The sequence below is a fragment of the Hyunsoonleella rubra genome, from assembly GCF_042684665.1.
Lineage (GTDB): Bacteria > Bacteroidota > Bacteroidia > Flavobacteriales > Flavobacteriaceae > Jejuia > Jejuia rubra.
This window is the reverse complement of sequence record NZ_JBHULY010000025.1, coordinates 117,589-134,576: the sequence shown is the minus strand read 5'-3', so window position 1 is coordinate 134,576 and position 16,988 is coordinate 117,589. Positions and strand designations below refer to the sequence as shown.

The window sequence follows — 16,988 nt, the reverse complement described above, 5'->3', positions numbered from 1 at the left end:
AATAAAATGAGCGGTTTTGTTAAAATTTTGTTAATGAAAAAATATTCGGGATTCGCTTCAAAAAGTTTAATTTTGAAGTATTAATTTGGAAGTATGAACCCATCATCAGCAGGTTGGATAAAAAAACTGGAGAGCGAAATTGTGTTGAACGACCTTTTTTTGGGATTCGATATTGAAACGTTTTATGACGCTTTAAGAACCTGTGGTTTCATTTATGGAAGCAACCAAGACGTGGTGGCGCAAGTGGTTCAAAAAAAGGACCTGACCGAGGAGGAAATCTGTAAAATCAACCTGTGTTTGGCTTTTTACTACAAGCATAGTAATTCCAAAAGTGGTACGCCTTTTGTAGAGAGTGTCATCAATTTTTATTCTGAAATCAACGAAACTAAAACCTCCTTTTTTAATGAATTGCTCGGAGGAAAAAAGTCGCCGGAACAGCTTGAAAAAATCATTCACAAGCGCATTCAAATAGACGCCAATGTACTGACCAAAAACTTCAACTATTTCATAATTAACGCTCTGCTTTATATTGATGTTTTGGCCTATCAACGTTACTTGGAGCAGGGTACGTTTTCCTTGGATTACATAAAGAAACTAGAGGGTGCCATCATTACAATTTCGTTGGATGTTTTGAATTCCAAAGAAGAAAAAAGCGACTACGATTTAAGTTTGATTAAGCTGTTCCAATCCTCTTTACGATTTACTGAGAACCAAAGTTTAGATTACAAAAAGTCGGTTTCCTATTTAAAGTCGATGCACGAACGCTACTATATTTTGGATTTGGCATGCATGGCCACGTGGAGCGACCAAACGATCGATATTGATGAGCAACATTTCCTTGAAAAGCTGGGGATGGACTTAAAACTTAGCATTTCCAGAATTCATCAGTCCATCAAATCCGTCAACCAATTTTACACCATTCACAAGGACAACATTGCCTTGTTGAGCTCCAAAAATGTGGTACAGAGCTTTTACAACAACTCCAGTAAAATGGTAAAAAAATTGATTACTAGAAACAGCAAAAGGCTGTACCAAGAACTAAAGGACAGCAAGGAGTTGATGGTACTTTTGACGCAATCCACACTGCGGGATTTAACCGAAGACGAACAAAAAAAAGTCCAAGAGCAACTGTTGGATATTTTTAAATCCATCCCAAGTTTGGCTATTTTTATGTTGCCCGGTGGCGCTTTGTTATTGCCTTTGGTAGTGAAATTTATCCCGAAACTGTTACCCTCTGCTTTTGACGAAAACCGCGTGAAGGATTAGTTTTCATATTGATTTTGTACTCATATTCTTTTATCTTAGCTAAGGGTTGAAAGCAATACCCACTGACGATATTAATACTACCAGGGCTTAGACCCTAGTTAGAGTCAAAGTTGCATTAACTTCAAAAAATGAAATCATGAAACGATTTACAATTTTAGTTTTGGTGTTTATTTCTTGTCTCACCTCAAGCGGACAAATAAAAATCAGTCCCAACGGAAAATACTTTAATTATCAAGGAACCAAAATTTATTATGAAGACACCGGTGAAGGAGAACCACTTTTATTGTTGCATAAGTTCTTTGGTACCGCCGATAACTGGAGACCTTATGTGGAAGTTTATTCAAAGCAATTTAGAACAATTGCCGTGGATATGATGGGACATGGTCGATCTGACATTTATAAAAAAGACGATTTAAATTTTAATGACAAGGCATATGCAAAGATTATTATAGCCTTATTAGACTTTTTAAAATTAAACAATGTTAATGCCATCGGTGCAAGTGGTGGTGGCACGACACTGCATTATCTGAATGTAATGCAACCTGATAGATTTAATTCTGTTATCACAATTGGAGGACATATTTACTATAGTGTAGAGACTCGAGAAATTATAGCAAGTGCTGGAGGCTATAAAAGTTTTTTGAGTGCTTCAGAAATCCATGGCCCTGAAAAACAGGAATATTTAGCAAAGGCCTTTTGGGAGTATAGAAATGTTACAGACAACAATCCCTGCTTTACTCCGGATAAGTTGAATACCATAAAAGCCAATTGGTTAGTGGTATTGGGAGATAACGACCCTTATGTTCCTTTGCGACTTGGTATAGAAATGCATAAAGGCATCCCTAACAGTTGGCTTTGGATTGTTCCTAACGGCGGACATACACCACATCTGAATACCCATTTTCAAAAGGAATTTAAAAGGGTATCAATGGAATTTCTATCTGGTAAGTGGAAGAAAAAAAATTAAAAATATATGCATTTGACAAAGAACTGAGTTAAAAACCAAACCACATGAAATTCACCCTAAAATCAACATTTAACACCACAGCAAAAGAGCTATATCTCAGTTGGTTGAACAGTGAAAAACATTCCAAAATGACAGGTGGATTGGCCGAGTGCTCAGAAAATATTGGGGAACGTTTTACCGCATGGGACGGTTACATCTGGGGGAAAAATTTGGAGTTGGAGCCTTTTCATCGCATTGTGCAGTCCTGGAGGACCACACAATTTGGTGACTATGAAAAAGACTCCCAGATAGAAATTCTGTTGAAAGAAATAAAAGACGGGCAAACTGAATTGATATTGATTCACACAAACCTCCCTGAAAGTGGGGAACACTATAAAAAAGGTTGGAAAGACCACTATTTTGAACCCATAAAAGCTTTTTTTGGATAAAAAAAACAGCAAGCTAGCTACCGTTGCCTTTTCCGGTCCTCAATATAATTTTTTATAGCCTCTTTTGTGGTGTACCAGTTTCTGCCTTCTTTGTGGGCATCAATTTTCCCCTGTCGAGCCAATAAACTTATATATTCTTGACCGTAGTGCACATCGGGCTCCTTCACAATATCTGAAATGATTTGATACTCATCGGTACTGTCGGGCAAAGCACTGATGTAAATATTTAAAGTACGCTCAAGCGACTGGCACATTAACAACATCAACTTGGAATAATTGCCGTTATTGGCCTGGTTTAAGGCATCGTAGTATTTTTTTCGATCATTTTTTAAGATAATAGCCGGAGGAAAACCCGCTTTCATCAAAATAAGGTTCATGGCCAAACGCACCGTACGCCCATTTCCATCAAAAAACGGATGAATCCAAACGAATTTATGATGAAACACTGTAGCCAATTCAATTACATTCAACCCCAAAGGATTATCAACGACAAATTGAACCAAGTCGTCCAACAACCCGGAAACCTTTCTAGCATTTGGAGGCACAAAATTAGCACCCGAAATACGCACCCCAGCATTTCTCAGCCTACCGGCAAAATCATCTTCAATAGAACGAAGTACTAAGCCATGCAAAGACAAAATGTCCTTAGCAGAAAACATCTGATTTTTATCCACCAGAGTGTATAAATACTCAATGGCCGTTTCATGGTTTTTAGCCTCGAAATGCTCCCTTAGGGATTTACCCTTTATCGTTACGCCTTCTTGAAGCACCATTTGCGTTTCCCGCAAACTTAAAGTGTTGCCCTCTATACTGTTGGAATTATAAGTCCATTCGATAGACAGAGCTTCCTTAATTTTTTGAAGGGCAATATTGGGCAAAGGCCTTGCCTCTACTAAAGTGCTTGTTTTATCAAATAAACGCTCAAAAGTAGTACCCAGCTCTTCCCGATATGTTGTATCAACCTCCCACACACCCCAAAGTTACAAAATATCGTTTAAACCTAAAAATAAATATATCCGATATTAAGGATTTTTACTCCAACCAAGCCCTGAAGTCCTTAACCCGCTCTCTGGCGACGATAACCTGCTGTTCGTTATAGGAGTTTAACTTTATTTGCAAGCGCGAATTGGTATAACTTACCATATCCTTGATGGCATTGATATTTACAAAAAATTTACGATTGATCCGGAAAAACGTTTGCGGTTCCAATTCATCCTGAAGGTGTTCCAAAGTGGTGTCCATCAAATAATTTCTGCCATCCACAGTATGTAAATAAGTTCCTTTGTTTTCGCTGTAAAAGCATTCGATTTCGTCAATGTTTATCAACTTTAGATGTTGCCCTACCTTAACGGAAAAGCGCTTTTTGTATTCTCGGTCAATTGGGTTGACCAACAATTTTTTGATATCGTTGAAGTCCAAAGTAACGGCCTGTTTTTTAGGCAGACGTTCTTGGTATTTTTTTACGGCAGTTGTTAATTCATCTTCATCGATGGGCTTTAACAAATAGTCAATGCTGTTTAATTTAAAAGCCTGCAGCGCATATTCGTCGTATGCCGTGGTAAAAATAACGGCAGATTTAATATCTATAGCTTCAAAAATTTCAAACGACAAGCCGTCGCTTAGCTGAATATCCAAAAAGATTAAATCGGGATGGGTGCTGTTTTTAAACCATTTGATCGATTCCTCGACGGAATGCAACAGCACTTCTGCATTTAAATCTAAACTCTGGAGCATCCGTTGTAATCGCCTGGCTGATGGTTTTTCGTCCTCAATAATTATTACGTTCATTTTTAAAACTCTTGATTGTTTCTTAGACTTCTAATTTATATATCGATATTTTGTTTAACGTTCTGCGCTGCGTTAGGGATCCCCTCCTAGCCTCCCCAAAGGGGAGGTAACCGAAACGCAATTACATGGCGCATGTCAGTCTCTCCCCTTTGGGGAGGTTAGGTGGGGAGAAAGCCCGACCCTCCCGATAGCTATCGGGAGTGGGTAACGCCCAAATAGAATTACTTCCACAAAGTGGCTGAGTTTTTAACTTCTTTCAAAAATTCCTTTGCTTTTTCGGTTTCCCATTTTTCACTCAAATTGACGTCTATCCTGCTCTTCCTTTTCCATAAACTCACGGATTTTTCGTTCTTCCCATTTTTTGCCAAATGCGAAACGCCTACCAAATACACCAATGGCGTGAAATCCCAGGCCGATGCCCCAAAACACAGGGGTGGCCCATGTGCCAAAATGGAAAAAACTACCTCCGTTATAAATTATCATTCCAACGATGAAGATGTTAACCGCCACGTACCAGAAGGCGTGCCAGTAAAACCCCTTCAATTCCTTTAAGCGCTTTTCTGCCCTTAGGTAGGCCTCTTCATTACTATAATTCTTTTCGCCATATGGCTTTATGTCGTAATTTTCCATTGTTGTTAAATTTAATTCCATCCATTCTCTCGTTCTTCACGTATAAATTGTTCTATTTTTCGTTGTTCCCATTTATGACCAAAGATTGGGTTTCGGGCATATACACGGTAAGCGTGAAATGCAATTCCGATACCCCATCCTATAGCCGAAAACAAGAACCATTTAATTTCCCAAAAGGTTTTATAATTGATAAAAGCCAGGAAGGGAATCACAAGGCAATATGCAAAAATATTGCAGTAGAAACCTTTTAGCTCTTTAACACGAAGTCTTGCTCGTGTAAATCTGTCATTCTGTTTTTCGATTGATAATTTTTTCATAATAATACATTTAATTCCATCTGCCGTTTTCCTGTTCCTCCTCTCGCATAAACTGTTCTATTTTGCGACGCTCCCAATTGCCCCCCATGGCCTTATCACTTACAAAAACCTTAAAAGCCTGAATGGCCAAACCTAGACCCCAACCAAATACAGGAAACCAAAACCATTGGAAATTCCAGTACGTTTTGTAATTGATAAAGATGAGGAAAGGAATCACCAACACATAGGATATTAAACTGAAATAAAACCCTTTAAGCTCCTCTACATGCTTTTTAGCGCGTAGATAACCGTCGTCCAATTGATTTGATGATTGTGGTCTCATAACCGATATTTGTTTGGTGAGCATCGGGATGGCTACGGCAAACTGATTTGCTCCTTTGTCGATATTGATTTTTCTTTGTGTTAATAAACTGTAACGTTGCATAATGTTGCTTAAGCCCACGCCACTACTCTTTTTTACGATTTGTTTGGGTTGCAAATTGTTTTCAACTACCAAAAATCCATCTTCTTCATAAATTTTAATATGAAGCGGTTTACTGGACATCACCATATTGTGCTTTACCGCATTTTCCAATAGCAGTTGCAAAGACAATGGCACCACCTTACTTTCAGGATTTTGGGCCCTGTCCGGTAGGGTAAACACAATACTATCCTCAAATCGCATTTTAAGCAGGGACATGTAGGTTCTGGCAAATTGCAATTCCTCGTCCACCGTTACCAATTCCTTATTCTTTTGTTCCAAAACATAACGATACACTTTAGAAAGCGAGGTGGTAAACTTTTGCGCTTGATTTGGGTTTTCCTCAATCAAACTGGTCAGCACATTCAAACTATTAAATAGAAAATGGGGATCCAACTGATTTTTGAGAGCATCGAACTTTGCGCTGGCCGTACCGGCAATGACCTTTTGTTCCTTAATGCGATTTTGTTGGAACCTATTGTAGAAATAAATGACGTGAAACACACCAACAATAGCCAAGGTAATCCACATTCCAAATTTATAGTAACCAAACTTTTCGTTGGACAAAAATTCATCAAAGGTGTAACCGAGATAAAACACATACGTTCCTGCCCTCAGCAAAAACAATCCAGCAAGTGTAAGAACTGTCGATCCAATTACCCCTGCTATAATTCGCTTAAGCGGGTTATTTTTGTTCCAATTGAAACGCTCCATGTAATCAAAGAAATACATGTTGGAGTATCCCAAGACGAAGGCGTATAACTGGTAGAACGAAAACTCGATAAAAAACTCATTGGCATCCTTATAATCAAATCCATCGTATAGAAACTGTGCTATGAGATAAACAACGCACCCAATAATAAAGGTGATAATGATTTTTTTAATCGAAGCTTTCATAATGTATTCGGTACTTAAATCTTATTTTTCGCAAGATTTCAAAAGCATTTCAACACGGTCCTTACCCCAATTAGGGTGAAATGGCGACTCTGGTTTAAAATTAGCAAAAAGTTCCTTTGCTCTTTCCAAATCCTTGCAAAACGGCGTGGTATCCTGTCCAAAATATTGGGCACTTCCAATATTCCATTCCGCATTCGAGGCTACTACCCTCGGATTTTCCGGAGCTATGGCCTCTGCCTTGGCATATAATTCTACCACTTTTGGTGACAATGTCATGCCATAAGTAGCCCCATCCGATGCAATCCAAGCTGTGTGCAGCATGGCCTGCATTACCATAATTTCAGGGTTGTTTTTGGAAATTGCCGTTGCATCGTTCAACAAATCTTGTGCTTTTTTCAATTGCGCGGCGAGTTTGTCTTTGTCCTTTTCTCCAAAACTGGTGACAATATTGATTTGGGCCGCCCAATAGGATGGCAACCAATTATCGGGTTCTGCCGAGGCTATACGTTCAAAGAGGTTTACAGCTTCGCTAGGTTTGCCATTGCCCCACAATTCAAAGGCTTTATTCATACCTTTTTCATAGTTGCTTTGCGCAATGGTTACTGTTGAAATTAAAAGTGTTGCAATGATGATTAACTGTTTCATTCTGATTGATTTTAAAGATTAATATTTTGCGTTACTGATTTATTCTTTACTTCGAACTTGGCATCCTCCCATTTTGGAGGCCCCATAAATCCTGTGGCATTATTGGAACATCCGTATGCTTCTTTTGGAATGCCAAACATACCCGTATCCATTTTGTCATTTCCGTTTTCATCGTGAAATAAAGAAATGGCATAAATACCGTTAGGGACATTTTTAAACACAACCGTACAACTATTATCTTCAATTTTTGAATTTACATGCTTAAAGCCCTTTCCCAAGAAACTTTCCTCGGTATTGTAGAGCCCGACAAATACTTTTCCAGCGTTGCTTTCTAAATTTGAAACAACAACGGTAATGTCGTTTTGGGAGCTAGCATAAGAAGTGAAAACAACTAAGCAACAAATAGTCTTAAAAATGCGGTTCATTATTGTAATAGTTTTTAATGATGAAACAAATATCAGTGCAAAATCGAAGTTATTAAAACTATCCTTACCGAATTGTTAAATACCCATACTGAATTGTAATTAAGTAGGTTTTTATATCAAATGAAGAAAAAGAAAAGGCCGAAAATATCTTAAATTAAGACATCTTCAGCCTTTAAAGCACAATAACCGCTTAAACCCAAAAAAGTCAGTTATGTATTTTATTATTCGGCCATCACAAAATTGATAGGTAGACTAAAAGGTACGCTCACAGGTTTGCCTCGCTGTTTACCTGGAATCATTTTTGGCAATTTACTGATGATGCGCTTAGCCTCATTCTCAAGCATTTTATCTGGTCCGCGGGTTCTTACTTTGGTAATGCTACCATCGGGCGCAATCACAAAAATGACATATACCCGTCCGCTAATACCCATTTCCAGAGCTACTTCTGGGTAGTTAAAATTATTCGAGACATGGGCATTTATCATTTCCTGAAAGCAGTTTTTACGTTCCGGTTTCGCAACATTCTCGCATCCCGGAAAAATCGGAGCATCCTCAATAATGGCAAAAGGTACTTCAACGTACTCCTCAACAGCTTCCACATGCACATCTTCAACCCTAACTACGTCCCGAATTACTTCCTCCTGACTGGTCTCAGTGCTTTCAAAAACGGTTTCCTCCACTTCCTCGGTGTCCTCCACAATGGTTACCGACTCCTGTGTTACCGCTGGTGGAGGTGGCGGAGGTGGTGGTGTGTCCATAGTAACCAGAGGAATTTCCTCTTCAATTTCTACATCCATTTGGACAATATCCGTTACAATCTCTTCCTGTTCATAGGTCTTATACTCCAATGCCTGCCATGATAAAAACAGCATAACATTGAGTCCTATGGCAAAATAGAGGCTGCTATTCCGGCCTACCTCTAATTCTGGGTTCTTTTTAGGTATCATGCTTTTAATTTTAATGGTTAACACCTCAACAGAATGGTTATCAAAATCTACCATCTGGAACGTTCAAATTATTACATTAAAGCTACTTCAATCTATCGTAAATTACTATGATAATTGTCATATTTTTAACTGTAACAGCTTATGAATGAAAATATTAAAACACAATCTCGTATTTCATTGAATATTTTAACATATTCAGAATTTAGAAGAAAACAGTTTTAGGTTTGTGATACGAAAAAGGAAACCTTAACTTACCAACTCATTTTAAAACTTAACTATGAACATCAATCTTGCCGTTTTAATTGATGGCGACAATATACCAGCTGGCCATGTAAAGGAAATGATGGAAGAAATCGCAAAGTACGGCAACCCTTCCATTAAACGTATTTATGGCGATTGGACCAAACCCCATTTAAACAAATGGAAAAACGTACTCCTAGAAAATGCCATTACTCCGGTACAACAATACAGCTACACCATTGGGAAGAATGCAACCGACTCCGCCATGATTATCGATGCGATGGATATTCTATATTCAGGCAAAGTAGATGGGTTTTGTATCGTGTCTAGTGATAGCGACTTCACGCGGCTTGCCCTAAGGCTTCGAGAGGCCCGTATGCAGGTGATTGGCATTGGCGAACGAAAAACACCTAATCCATTTATAGTAGCTTGCGACAAATTCATTTACATTGAAATTTTAGGAAGCAGAACCGAAGAAAAAGAGGATGCTGAGAATGGCGATGACAAAAAGGAATCGAAACCCTCAGTTGACAAAATTACCCATAAAGAAATCAATTTGATACGCTCATCCATTGCCGATCTTTCGGATGAGGACGGTTGGGCATTCCTTGGGGATGTGGGAAGTTTGATACAGAAAAAACGCCCCAATTTTGATTCCAGAAACTACGGCTTCCAAAAGCTGACACCTTTGATAAAATCCACTGGAAAATTTGAGATTGAAGAGCGCAATGCGCCCAACAACCCCAGATATAAACATATTTATATTAAGAATATTGAAAAGCGACGGTATCAAAGGCGGAAGAAGTAACTTAAACTAAAGTTCTCCAAAGCCAGGCAAAATAGCCGTACAAAAGGAAGAAAATTCTGCATATAAATAAGTTGTCAAACATTTGAAAAAACATTACGATGAAAATTAAATTTAATGAAATCGAAAAGACGATTGAAATAAAAGACGGATTAAAAAAGCAATATTTATTAATGAATGTATCGCTGATTTTTACGCTTATTAATTCTGTTCTTTTTCCTCTATTTGTGTTGGACGAAAAACAAATGGAATGGATGGGTTTTATTTGGATAATTCTTGGTAATTTTTCAATCGTTTTGTTTACATATCAAATTCTTAAAAAAACAGCATCTGAAAAATTGAATATATCCGAAATCAGCTCGCTTACCGAAAAGCAAGTCTTTGGTCGAAAAAGGTTCAGTCTGAAATTGAAAAACGGAAAGTTTCGAGATTTAATGGAAATGAAAAATGAATCGGATATTATAAAAACTAAAGAGATGTTTGAAAATATAGGAATCCAAATTAGTTGAATAAAAAAATGATTTGCCAACAAAGAACTGAGATAAAAGCCACTTAAGAAGTATATAAACACTGGCTAATCTCAAAACCCCAAAACCAACCCCGGATCAGGGCAATTCCCCAAGTAAAACGCCAAATCCGCTTTACAACACACCCCGGGGTAATCCCCAAAATACCCCTGCAAATCCCTAATAATTTGAAAATGCAGATGAGGAGGATAATCCCCGTTTATGGAGACATCACCTAAAGAAGCAAACACCTCCCCTTTTTTTAAAACCTGCCCTGCACTTAAATCAGCAATGGATTCCAAGCTTAAATGCCCATAAAGCGTATAAAAACGAGTGCCAAAAATGCTGTGCTCTAAAATGATAGTGGGGCCATAATCCCCAAAATTGTCGTTATTTTTAAAACTGTGCACTTCCCCATCCAAAGGCGCATAAATTGAAGTACCGGCGTCGCACCATAAATCCAAACCCAAATGGATACTTCGCCTTTCGGATTCACCTGTATTAAAATGATGGCTCCGATTATAAATGGTTCTCACCTCATTATAACCACCATAGGCCACAAGAGCGTTATGTCGTTTTAAACAGGAATCAATATATTTTGAAAAATCTGCAGAAGAAGCAGTGTTGACGTTTTGGAGTTCAAGGTTGCTTTCGGAAAGGTCCAAATGCACATATTTCGACTTGGGAATAGAAACATCTAAAACATGAAGCGGTTTGGGGCAAATGCTTTTAAGAAAGGTTTGAAATTCGTTTGGGGTCATACCAGATCGATTTCCCCAAATCTAAGAAATCTACTCTAGAATCACCCTGCTGTATTTTGCATTTACAACAACAGTTTTGTTACTATCGGGGTGGCTAATGGAAAATGAAGATGCGTTTTTCCCATTGGTATTATCAGGGTGAATCACCACGGCGTTTTTTCCCTTGTAGTTTAAGTTATAGTTCACTTTTGGCAATACCACATAAGCCTTGTTATTCTGCAAAATAAAGTTCAAATTGGAAAAGGTATCATTGACGTTTAGAATTTTAACGTCGCCAATATTGCTATCCACAATGGCACTGTTGACCACATTATTGATTTTTACATTGGAGGAATTGGCATTAAGCACCACATGCTTTACGGTCTTTAATTGCGCATCCCGCACATGGTTTAAATTAAGCTCGCCTAAATTCCAATCGGAAACATACACCGGGGCATAAGAGGCACTAATGGAAGTTTTGCTTCCATTAATGCCTAGTGCTTTAAACTTGGTATAGTTCAAATCCGCCTGAACATCGTCCACCACCGAAGCAAATTCCAGTTCACCATGCCTTACGTTCACCTTCAATTTTGCCTTTTTCGGCATTCTTATAATGATGGTTTTCTTTACATTGGAATGACTGCCTTTATTCAACAGTTCTTCAACCAAAACGCGACGTTCCTCAGAAAGTTTTCTACGTTTCTCGGCATGCTTCTCACGCTCTTTATGTCGTTTTTCCATGGCCTGGGCTCTGTTTTCCATGGCCTTGGCTCTTTCCTCCATGACCAAAGCTCGTTTTTCCTGAATGTCTTCCATGCGCTCGGCACGTTTTTCCATTTTTTCGGCATAGGCCTCGCCCCACTCTTCCATCTCCACTTCAAATTTAGCTTCCCATTCATTACCAAACTTCTTGCCCCATTCTTCCATCTGCTTTCCAAACTTTTCGCCCCATTCCTTTCCGAATTTATCGCCCCAAGCTTCCATTTTCTTGGCATAGTCCTCGCCATACTGCGACTCAATCTCCTTAGACCATTCCTCTAAATATTTATCGCCATCCTTTTGGTACGCCTTATAGTCAAATTGAAGCTTATGGATACCCTCAGGCAATGGCGGCAATTCTGGTAACGGTGGCAACGGTGCCATTTCGGGCATTTCAGGCAACTCTGGTATTTCAGGAATCTCAGGCATATCAGCCAGATCGTGCTTTAGCTCATCCATTATCACCCTTACATCAACGTCATGACCGTCGTGGTTGTACACCCAAACATTGTGCCTTCCACCTTTATTGGAGTTGATAGTCACCAAATTCTGTGACCCATCAACATCCAACGCCCAACCCTTTAGGGCCTGCTCCATCACTTCCTTGGAAAGGTCTTCAGCTTCAATATAGGCTTCAATGGCCACCTCGTTTTTGTTCCAAGTGTCGATAACGATATTACAATAGCTCGTATTCAAATCTATGGTTACATCCTTGTCCACATTAATGGACTGCGACACCTTGGTCATTTTATCCTGTGCGCTAAGCGTCGATGCAAAGCAAAGTCCCAGCACCAGTATTTGTAATCTTATGATTATTCTATTCATTTTTTGATTTTTAAGTCGTTTGGGATGTCTCTTCAACCAGGTCGTCCGAAACATCCAAAGTGTTCAATTGTTCTTTTAAGCGATACAACAAGTGCAAACGAAATTTCAAATTATCAATAAGCGCATTTACCGTTAACTCTGTCGGTCCGTTTTCGGTCAACTCCGCAGATAAACGCTCATATTCCTGATTTAAGGTTTCCAACTGCTCCAAATACCCATCAAAAATGGCTTTGGTTTCGGGGGTAGGTTTCATCTTGGACAGCTCCAAATTGATACTCGCCAAATAGTAATCCTCAACCTTTTTCAGTCCTGGGGACACATCCCCCAAGGTTTTGGTCTTCACTCCGGCCAATTCAACCTTCCCCGGTTTTTCGGCCTGAAAATAATTCAAAGCCCTAATACCCAAGCCAATGAGCACCACAACACTCGCCGCCATAAACCACCAATGGGTTTTTGTAGCCCGCTTATCTTCCGGAAACGCCACGTCCAGCTTTTCCAAAAAACGCGCCTCGTGGCTTTCGGGCATCGTCTCGCGTGCAACGTTGTCTTCCTTAAATAAATCTCTAATATCCCGTGCCATTTTTTTCTGTTGTTAAAAGTTCCTGTAATTTCACTTTGCCTCTGGATAATTGCGTGCGGGACGCCACCTGCGAGATATTCAAAATCTCCGAAATCTCTTGATGATCGTACCCCTCAATCAAATACAGCATCAACACATATTGATATTTATCGGGCAGTTGATTGATCGCCCGCTTCACATGGTTTACCGTAATTGCATCGTCTACTAACCATTTGTCATCCGTATCCACAACTTTAAGGTGCACCTCGTCCAATTCTACTAACTGTTGTTTTTTTGATTTCAGAACGTCGATACTTTTATTAATGACAATACGTTTCAACCAAGCCCCAAAAGTCACCTCAGCTTTGTACTGATGCAGTTTCGAAAACGCCTTTATAAACGCTTCCTGCACCACATCCTCGGCCTCGTGCGCATCCTTCAAAAACCGTTTCGCCACAATGTACATCCCATTGCAGTACTGGTTGTACAACTGCAATTGTGCCTTACGATCGTTCTGTTTACATTGTTCAATAATGTCAACTTGAAACATGCGGTGTGCTTTTGGACTCAGTTAGTTGTTCATTTCTAAAGACGACAGAAAAAGTTGAGTGTTGCAAAAAACTTTACTTTTCTTGAAAATTAGTGTCACTTCGAGTGATTTCGATTTTTGGAAATCGGAATCGTATCGAGAAGTTGGGCGTTACCCTTCGCTCATACCTACAAGGTTTTTCACTTCGACTCCGCTCAGTGCAAGTAAAACCTTGCAGGATCGCTTCGGGTCGGGCTATCCGCTATATCTTTTTTTGCATGTCACCTTGAGCGCAGTCGAAAGGCAATTCGAAAAGCAAAAAAGGATGCCGCTTCTATCCCTAACGCGGGCCAACCCGCCAAAGCCATTTGCCTAACCCAAACTACATTTCGCGTTTGCCAAAACCCGTACAACAAATCCGTCAAAATCCCTGATCCAACCAGCTATCGGGACGTGACCAATCCAGATACACAACAAAGCTAAATAAAATAGCGTTTCCATTTTATAAATCATCGTTTATCGAGTATATTTAGTGCTCCAAAAATTGCTCTCACATGAACACTTTTTTAAAGCGTGTTATTTTTATTTTAATACTGGCCGCCGGCTTCGTTTTTGTGTATTCCTACATGAACGACGGCCTCCAAAAACGCAAAAGCCCGAAGAAAACCGTAGCCTTCAAAGTAGATGATTTAAGCTTAAAAGTATTCTACAATCGGCCGTCAAAACGGGGGCGAGAAGTATTTGGAGCCCTGGTGCCTTTCGGCGAAGTATGGCGCACCGGAGCTAACGAAGCCACCACCTTTGAAACCAATCAAGCCCTAAAAATCGGAAACGATTCCCTGCCCAAAGGCAAATACACCCTTTGGACCATCCCAAACGATACCCTTTGGGAAGTGATTTTCAATAGCAAACAATACCCATGGGGTGTTGACCACCAAACCTTAAAACCCCTCCGAGAAGCACAATTTGACATTATCAATTATAAAGTTCCAGTAGAAACATTAGATACGACAGTGGAGCAATTCACCATCGCATTCGACAATTCAACCGATAGGCTTTTTATGACTTTAGCTTGGGACGACGTTCGGATAAAAGTGCCTTTGCGATAACAGCATATCGATTAAAATATTATCTTGGTATCACATCCCTTTTACCGTGTCCAAAAAAAAGAAATCAGCATTACAAGAACAAGAAGGTGTTTCTGAACCAAAAATCATCAACACCGCCTCCATTTCCGATTTCAAATCCAAACGACTTAAAAATCTGGATTCAGATAAACTTGTAAAAGGTATTTTAAATCAAAATATCAGCGACTTAAGTCGCGCCATTACGCTTGTTGAAAGCGCCAATCAAAAGCACACCAAACAGGCCAATGCCATCATAAAACAATGCCTTCCCCAGGCCAACAATTCCGTCCGCATCGGCATTACCGGAGTACCGGGTGTGGGCAAAAGCACATTTATCGAAACCTTTGGGACGCATCTCACTAAATTAGGAAAACGGGTAGCCGTTTTGGTGATTGACCCCAGTAGTACACTCACTAAAGGCAGTATTTTAGGCGATAAAACCCGAATGGAAACATTGGTAAAGGACAGAAATGCATACATCCGTCCATCGGCCTCAGGAAATTCATTGGGTGGGGTGGCCAGAAAAACGCGTGAAACCATAATCCTATGTGAAGCTGCAGGGTTTGATGTAATCATAATTGAAACGGTCGGTGTGGGCCAAAGTGAAACTGCCGTGCATAGCATGGTAGATTTCTTTTTATTGTTGAAATTAGCAGGTGCCGGAGACGAATTGCAAGGCATAAAACGCGGCATCATCGAAATGGCCGATACCATTGCCATCAATAAAGCTGATGGGGACAACCAAAAACGGGCGAAATTGGCAAAAGTAGAGTTTAACAGGGCTTTACATCTGTATCCTAAAAAAGCATCCAACTGGACGCCAAAAGTCACCTTATGTAGTGCTTTGCATAATGAGGGCATTGCCGATATCTGGAAATTGATTTCCGAGTACTTCGAACTCACTCAAAATAACGGCTATTTCAACACCAAACGCAACGAACAAAACAAATTTTGGCTCATCCAAACCATAGAGGAGCGCTTAAAATCCGATTTTTTCAATCAACCCAAAATCAAAAAAGCCTTAAAAGAACAACTAATATTAGTCGAAAACAATGAGACTACGCCATTTGTCGCGGCGGAAGTTGTTTTGGAATTTTTCGCGCAAAGTCGCTGAGGCGCATAGTATAAAGTTTATAAAATGATTTCCTCTATTCTTTTGGGTTTATCAACGAAATTGAATTAAGAGGCAACACCTTTCTTTCACACACCCCTGACTCCCCTCTACTTAGAGGGGACACTCATACGCAGCAGTTTCCCTACTACCAATGAGGTCCCGATAGCTATCGGGATAAGGGAGGTGCAGAACCAAAGCCCCCCTATTTATGCCAATTCAAATCGCCTCAAAAGTATTTGCGACAACTTATAAAACAAAAAACCTGATATTGCCCCAAAGGTCATCCCACAAACGATATCCAAAGGATAATGCACACCAACGTAAATCCTACTATAGGCTACAATAGCACTCCAAAACAATAAAATAAAAATGAGGTTTTTATAATGGGAACGCAAAGCCAGACCAGCAAAAACTGCAGCTGCCATCGAGTTTGAGGAATGCCCAGAAAAGAACCCATATTTACCGCAATAGCCTGCGACCATTCGCGCCAAATCCTTAACACCTTCGGCTCCACATGGCCTGGGGCGCTCAAAACCTCGCTTAAATACATTGGTAATTTGATCCGTAAAAGTAATCATCAAAGCCACCACAATCACAAAGACCAACAAGGGCTTTGCCCCAAACTTTTTGTACAGTAAAAACAAAAGAATGGCATACAGCGGAATAAACGTCAATTTATTAGTGATCACCAACCAAAGTGTATCCCAAGTTTCGGAACCAAGGTTATTAAGGTATAGGAATAGTTCTTTATCGTAGTCTATTAGCTGGTCAATCATTATGGATTAATCTTCGTATTTAGCGATTTCGGCATCGTAAAACTCGCTAGCGAGTTTGATGGCATTTTCGGTTTCGGATTCCAGTTCCTTTTGGTCTTCGGCATCAAATTCCTCAAACCACTCCACCTCGTCATTTTCCAAATTGATGATAAATCTTGGGAATTCGGTGTGGATAACGAATATCGCATTAGGATAATCCGAATTATCGCCTAGTATGAATTTTGGAAGGGTCATTTCT

At 39.7% G+C, this 16,988-nt stretch carries 21 protein-coding genes; 7 read left to right on the top strand and 14 right to left on the bottom strand.

Going from position 1 to position 16,988, the window contains the following annotated elements; translation table 11 throughout:
• Window positions 1-93: 93 nt before the first annotated feature.
• The 3 genes from ACFSR8_RS11325 (at window position 94) to ACFSR8_RS11315 (ending at window position 2,661) form a co-directional block, all read left to right on the top strand.
• On the top strand, window positions 94-1,266 hold the full coding sequence (locus tag ACFSR8_RS11325) for an LETM1-related biofilm-associated protein (protein WP_380292092.1): 1,173 nt from the start codon (window positions 94-96) through the stop codon (window positions 1,264-1,266).
• A gap of 136 nt (window positions 1,267-1,402) precedes the next feature.
• Window positions 1,403-2,233, top strand: a complete 831-nt coding sequence (locus ACFSR8_RS11320) for an alpha/beta fold hydrolase (protein ID WP_380292090.1) — start codon at window positions 1,403-1,405, stop codon at window positions 2,231-2,233.
• A 44-nt stretch (window positions 2,234-2,277) separates the two neighbouring features.
• Window positions 2,278-2,661 (top strand): SRPBCC domain-containing protein, encoded by a 384-nt coding sequence (locus tag ACFSR8_RS11315; RefSeq protein WP_380292088.1) that lies wholly within the window; start codon window positions 2,278-2,280, stop codon window positions 2,659-2,661.
• A gap of 17 nt (window positions 2,662-2,678) precedes the next feature.
• On the opposite strand, the gene ACFSR8_RS11310 is transcribed toward ACFSR8_RS11315, so the two are convergent.
• From ACFSR8_RS11310 to ACFSR8_RS11275, 8 genes are all read right to left on the bottom strand, one after another.
• Window positions 2,679-3,632, bottom strand: a complete 954-nt coding sequence (locus tag ACFSR8_RS11310; RefSeq protein ID WP_380292086.1) for a Fic family protein — start codon at window positions 3,630-3,632, stop codon at window positions 2,679-2,681.
• Between the two features lie 61 nt (window positions 3,633-3,693).
• Window positions 3,694-4,449, bottom strand: a complete 756-nt coding sequence (locus ACFSR8_RS11305) for a LytR/AlgR family response regulator transcription factor (RefSeq protein WP_380292084.1) — start codon at window positions 4,447-4,449, stop codon at window positions 3,694-3,696.
• A gap of 291 nt (window positions 4,450-4,740) precedes the next feature.
• Window positions 4,741-5,079 (bottom strand): 2TM domain-containing protein, encoded by a 339-nt coding sequence (locus tag ACFSR8_RS11300; RefSeq protein ID WP_380292082.1) that lies wholly within the window; start codon window positions 5,077-5,079, stop codon window positions 4,741-4,743.
• Between the two features lie 11 nt (window positions 5,080-5,090).
• Entirely contained in the window at window positions 5,091-5,396 is a 306-nt protein-coding gene (locus ACFSR8_RS11295) for a 2TM domain-containing protein (protein ID WP_380292080.1), read from the bottom strand.
• 10 nt (window positions 5,397-5,406) lie between these two features.
• Window positions 5,407-6,753 carry a histidine kinase gene (locus ACFSR8_RS11290; protein ID WP_380292078.1) on the bottom strand — a complete coding sequence of 449 codons (1,347 nt, stop codon included), beginning with the start codon at window positions 6,751-6,753 and terminating at the stop codon, window positions 5,407-5,409.
• Window positions 6,754-6,774: 21 nt separating this feature from the next.
• The gene (locus ACFSR8_RS11285) at window positions 6,775-7,398 is read right to left on the bottom strand and encodes a 2-hydroxyacyl-CoA dehydratase family protein (protein ID WP_380292076.1); all 624 of its coding nucleotides are present in this window, start codon (window positions 7,396-7,398) and stop codon (window positions 6,775-6,777) included.
• Between the two features lie 11 nt (window positions 7,399-7,409).
• Window positions 7,410-7,823: a DUF2141 domain-containing protein gene (locus ACFSR8_RS11280; protein WP_380292074.1), complete on the bottom strand. Its 414-nt coding sequence runs from the start codon at window positions 7,821-7,823 to the stop codon at window positions 7,410-7,412.
• Between the two features lie 221 nt (window positions 7,824-8,044).
• Window positions 8,045-8,770: an energy transducer TonB gene (locus ACFSR8_RS11275; protein WP_380292072.1), complete on the bottom strand. Its 726-nt coding sequence runs from the start codon at window positions 8,768-8,770 to the stop codon at window positions 8,045-8,047.
• A 277-nt stretch (window positions 8,771-9,047) separates the two neighbouring features.
• Here ACFSR8_RS11275 and ACFSR8_RS11270 point away from each other — a divergent pair, with 277 nt between their 5' ends.
• Together ACFSR8_RS11270 and ACFSR8_RS11265 are read left to right on the top strand one after the other, a co-directional pair.
• Window positions 9,048-9,818, top strand: coding sequence for an NYN domain-containing protein (locus tag ACFSR8_RS11270; RefSeq protein ID WP_380292070.1), 771 nt, complete (start codon window positions 9,048-9,050; stop codon window positions 9,816-9,818).
• Window positions 9,819-9,916: 98 nt separating this feature from the next.
• Window positions 9,917-10,324, top strand: a complete 408-nt coding sequence (locus tag ACFSR8_RS11265; RefSeq protein ID WP_380292068.1) for a hypothetical protein — start codon at window positions 9,917-9,919, stop codon at window positions 10,322-10,324.
• Between the two features lie 71 nt (window positions 10,325-10,395).
• On the opposite strand, the gene ACFSR8_RS11260 is transcribed toward ACFSR8_RS11265, so the two are convergent.
• From ACFSR8_RS11260 to ACFSR8_RS11245, 4 genes are read right to left on the bottom strand one after another with little or no spacing between them, the layout of a single operon-like run.
• Window positions 10,396-11,082, bottom strand: a complete 687-nt coding sequence (locus tag ACFSR8_RS11260; RefSeq protein ID WP_380292066.1) for a peptidoglycan DD-metalloendopeptidase family protein — start codon at window positions 11,080-11,082, stop codon at window positions 10,396-10,398.
• Between the two features lie 30 nt (window positions 11,083-11,112).
• On the bottom strand, window positions 11,113-12,645 hold the full coding sequence (locus ACFSR8_RS11255) for a hypothetical protein (RefSeq protein WP_380292064.1): 1,533 nt from the start codon (window positions 12,643-12,645) through the stop codon (window positions 11,113-11,115).
• A gap of 10 nt (window positions 12,646-12,655) precedes the next feature.
• Window positions 12,656-13,225, bottom strand: coding sequence for a hypothetical protein (locus ACFSR8_RS11250; protein ID WP_380292062.1), 570 nt, complete (start codon window positions 13,223-13,225; stop codon window positions 12,656-12,658).
• On the bottom strand, window positions 13,209-13,754 hold the full coding sequence (locus ACFSR8_RS11245; RefSeq protein ID WP_380292060.1) for an RNA polymerase sigma factor: 546 nt from the start codon (window positions 13,752-13,754) through the stop codon (window positions 13,209-13,211). The genes ACFSR8_RS11250 and ACFSR8_RS11245 overlap by 17 nt, the downstream gene beginning before the upstream one ends.
• A gap of 533 nt (window positions 13,755-14,287) precedes the next feature.
• Between ACFSR8_RS11245 and ACFSR8_RS11240 the strand changes: the two genes are divergently transcribed.
• The gene (locus tag ACFSR8_RS11240; protein WP_380292058.1) at window positions 14,288-14,842 is read left to right on the top strand and encodes a DUF2911 domain-containing protein; all 555 of its coding nucleotides are present in this window, start codon (window positions 14,288-14,290) and stop codon (window positions 14,840-14,842) included.
• 46 nt (window positions 14,843-14,888) lie between these two features.
• On the top strand, window positions 14,889-15,974 hold the full coding sequence (meaB, locus tag ACFSR8_RS11235) for a methylmalonyl Co-A mutase-associated GTPase MeaB (RefSeq protein WP_380292056.1): 1,086 nt from the start codon (window positions 14,889-14,891) through the stop codon (window positions 15,972-15,974).
• Between the two features lie 206 nt (window positions 15,975-16,180).
• Here the strand turns inward: meaB and ACFSR8_RS11230 are convergent, their stop codons facing one another.
• Together ACFSR8_RS11230 and ACFSR8_RS11225 are read right to left on the bottom strand one after the other, a co-directional pair.
• A complete protein-coding gene (locus ACFSR8_RS11230) occupies window positions 16,181-16,750 on the bottom strand; it encodes a phosphatase PAP2 family protein (RefSeq protein ID WP_380292054.1) in 570 nt (189 codons plus the stop codon).
• A 6-nt stretch (window positions 16,751-16,756) separates the two neighbouring features.
• On the bottom strand, window positions 16,757-16,984 hold the full coding sequence (locus ACFSR8_RS11225) for a hypothetical protein (RefSeq protein ID WP_380292052.1): 228 nt from the start codon (window positions 16,982-16,984) through the stop codon (window positions 16,757-16,759).
• Window positions 16,985-16,988: the final 4 nt, after the last annotated feature.

Excerpts from the sequence above, each read along its gene's own strand:
- ACFSR8_RS11245 (WP_380292060.1), bottom strand. The coding sequence starts at position 13,754 with ATGTTTCAAGTTGACATTATTGAACAATGTAAACAGAACGATCGTAAG.
- ACFSR8_RS11260 (WP_380292066.1), bottom strand. The coding sequence starts at position 11,082 with ATGACCCCAAACGAATTTCAAACCTTTCTTAAAAGCATTTGCCCCAAA.
- ACFSR8_RS11320 (WP_380292090.1), top strand. The coding sequence starts at position 1,403 with ATGAAACGATTTACAATTTTAGTTTTGGTGTTTATTTCTTGTCTCACC.
- ACFSR8_RS11280 (WP_380292074.1), bottom strand. The coding sequence starts at position 7,823 with ATGAACCGCATTTTTAAGACTATTTGTTGCTTAGTTGTTTTCACTTCT.
- ACFSR8_RS11300 (WP_380292082.1), bottom strand. The coding sequence starts at position 5,079 with ATGGAAAATTACGACATAAAGCCATATGGCGAAAAGAATTATAGTAAT.
- ACFSR8_RS11240 (WP_380292058.1), top strand. The coding sequence starts at position 14,288 with ATGAACACTTTTTTAAAGCGTGTTATTTTTATTTTAATACTGGCCGCC.
- ACFSR8_RS11290 (WP_380292078.1), bottom strand. The coding sequence starts at position 6,753 with ATGAAAGCTTCGATTAAAAAAATCATTATCACCTTTATTATTGGGTGC.
- ACFSR8_RS11265 (WP_380292068.1), top strand. The coding sequence starts at position 9,917 with ATGAAAATTAAATTTAATGAAATCGAAAAGACGATTGAAATAAAAGAC.
- ACFSR8_RS11305 (WP_380292084.1), bottom strand. The coding sequence starts at position 4,449 with ATGAACGTAATAATTATTGAGGACGAAAAACCATCAGCCAGGCGATTA.
- ACFSR8_RS11325 (WP_380292092.1), top strand. The coding sequence starts at position 94 with ATGAACCCATCATCAGCAGGTTGGATAAAAAAACTGGAGAGCGAAATT.
- ACFSR8_RS11295 (WP_380292080.1), bottom strand. The coding sequence starts at position 5,396 with ATGAAAAAATTATCAATCGAAAAACAGAATGACAGATTTACACGAGCA.
- ACFSR8_RS11315 (WP_380292088.1), top strand. The coding sequence starts at position 2,278 with ATGAAATTCACCCTAAAATCAACATTTAACACCACAGCAAAAGAGCTA.
- ACFSR8_RS11255 (WP_380292064.1), bottom strand. The coding sequence starts at position 12,645 with ATGAATAGAATAATCATAAGATTACAAATACTGGTGCTGGGACTTTGC.
- ACFSR8_RS11270 (WP_380292070.1), top strand. The coding sequence starts at position 9,048 with ATGAACATCAATCTTGCCGTTTTAATTGATGGCGACAATATACCAGCT.
- ACFSR8_RS11285 (WP_380292076.1), bottom strand. The coding sequence starts at position 7,398 with ATGAAACAGTTAATCATCATTGCAACACTTTTAATTTCAACAGTAACC.
- ACFSR8_RS11275 (WP_380292072.1), bottom strand. The coding sequence starts at position 8,770 with ATGATACCTAAAAAGAACCCAGAATTAGAGGTAGGCCGGAATAGCAGC.
- ACFSR8_RS11230 (WP_380292054.1), bottom strand. The coding sequence starts at position 16,750 with ATGATTGACCAGCTAATAGACTACGATAAAGAACTATTCCTATACCTT.
- ACFSR8_RS11250 (WP_380292062.1), bottom strand. The coding sequence starts at position 13,225 with ATGGCACGGGATATTAGAGATTTATTTAAGGAAGACAACGTTGCACGC.
- ACFSR8_RS11225 (WP_380292052.1), bottom strand. The coding sequence starts at position 16,984 with ATGACCCTTCCAAAATTCATACTAGGCGATAATTCGGATTATCCTAAT.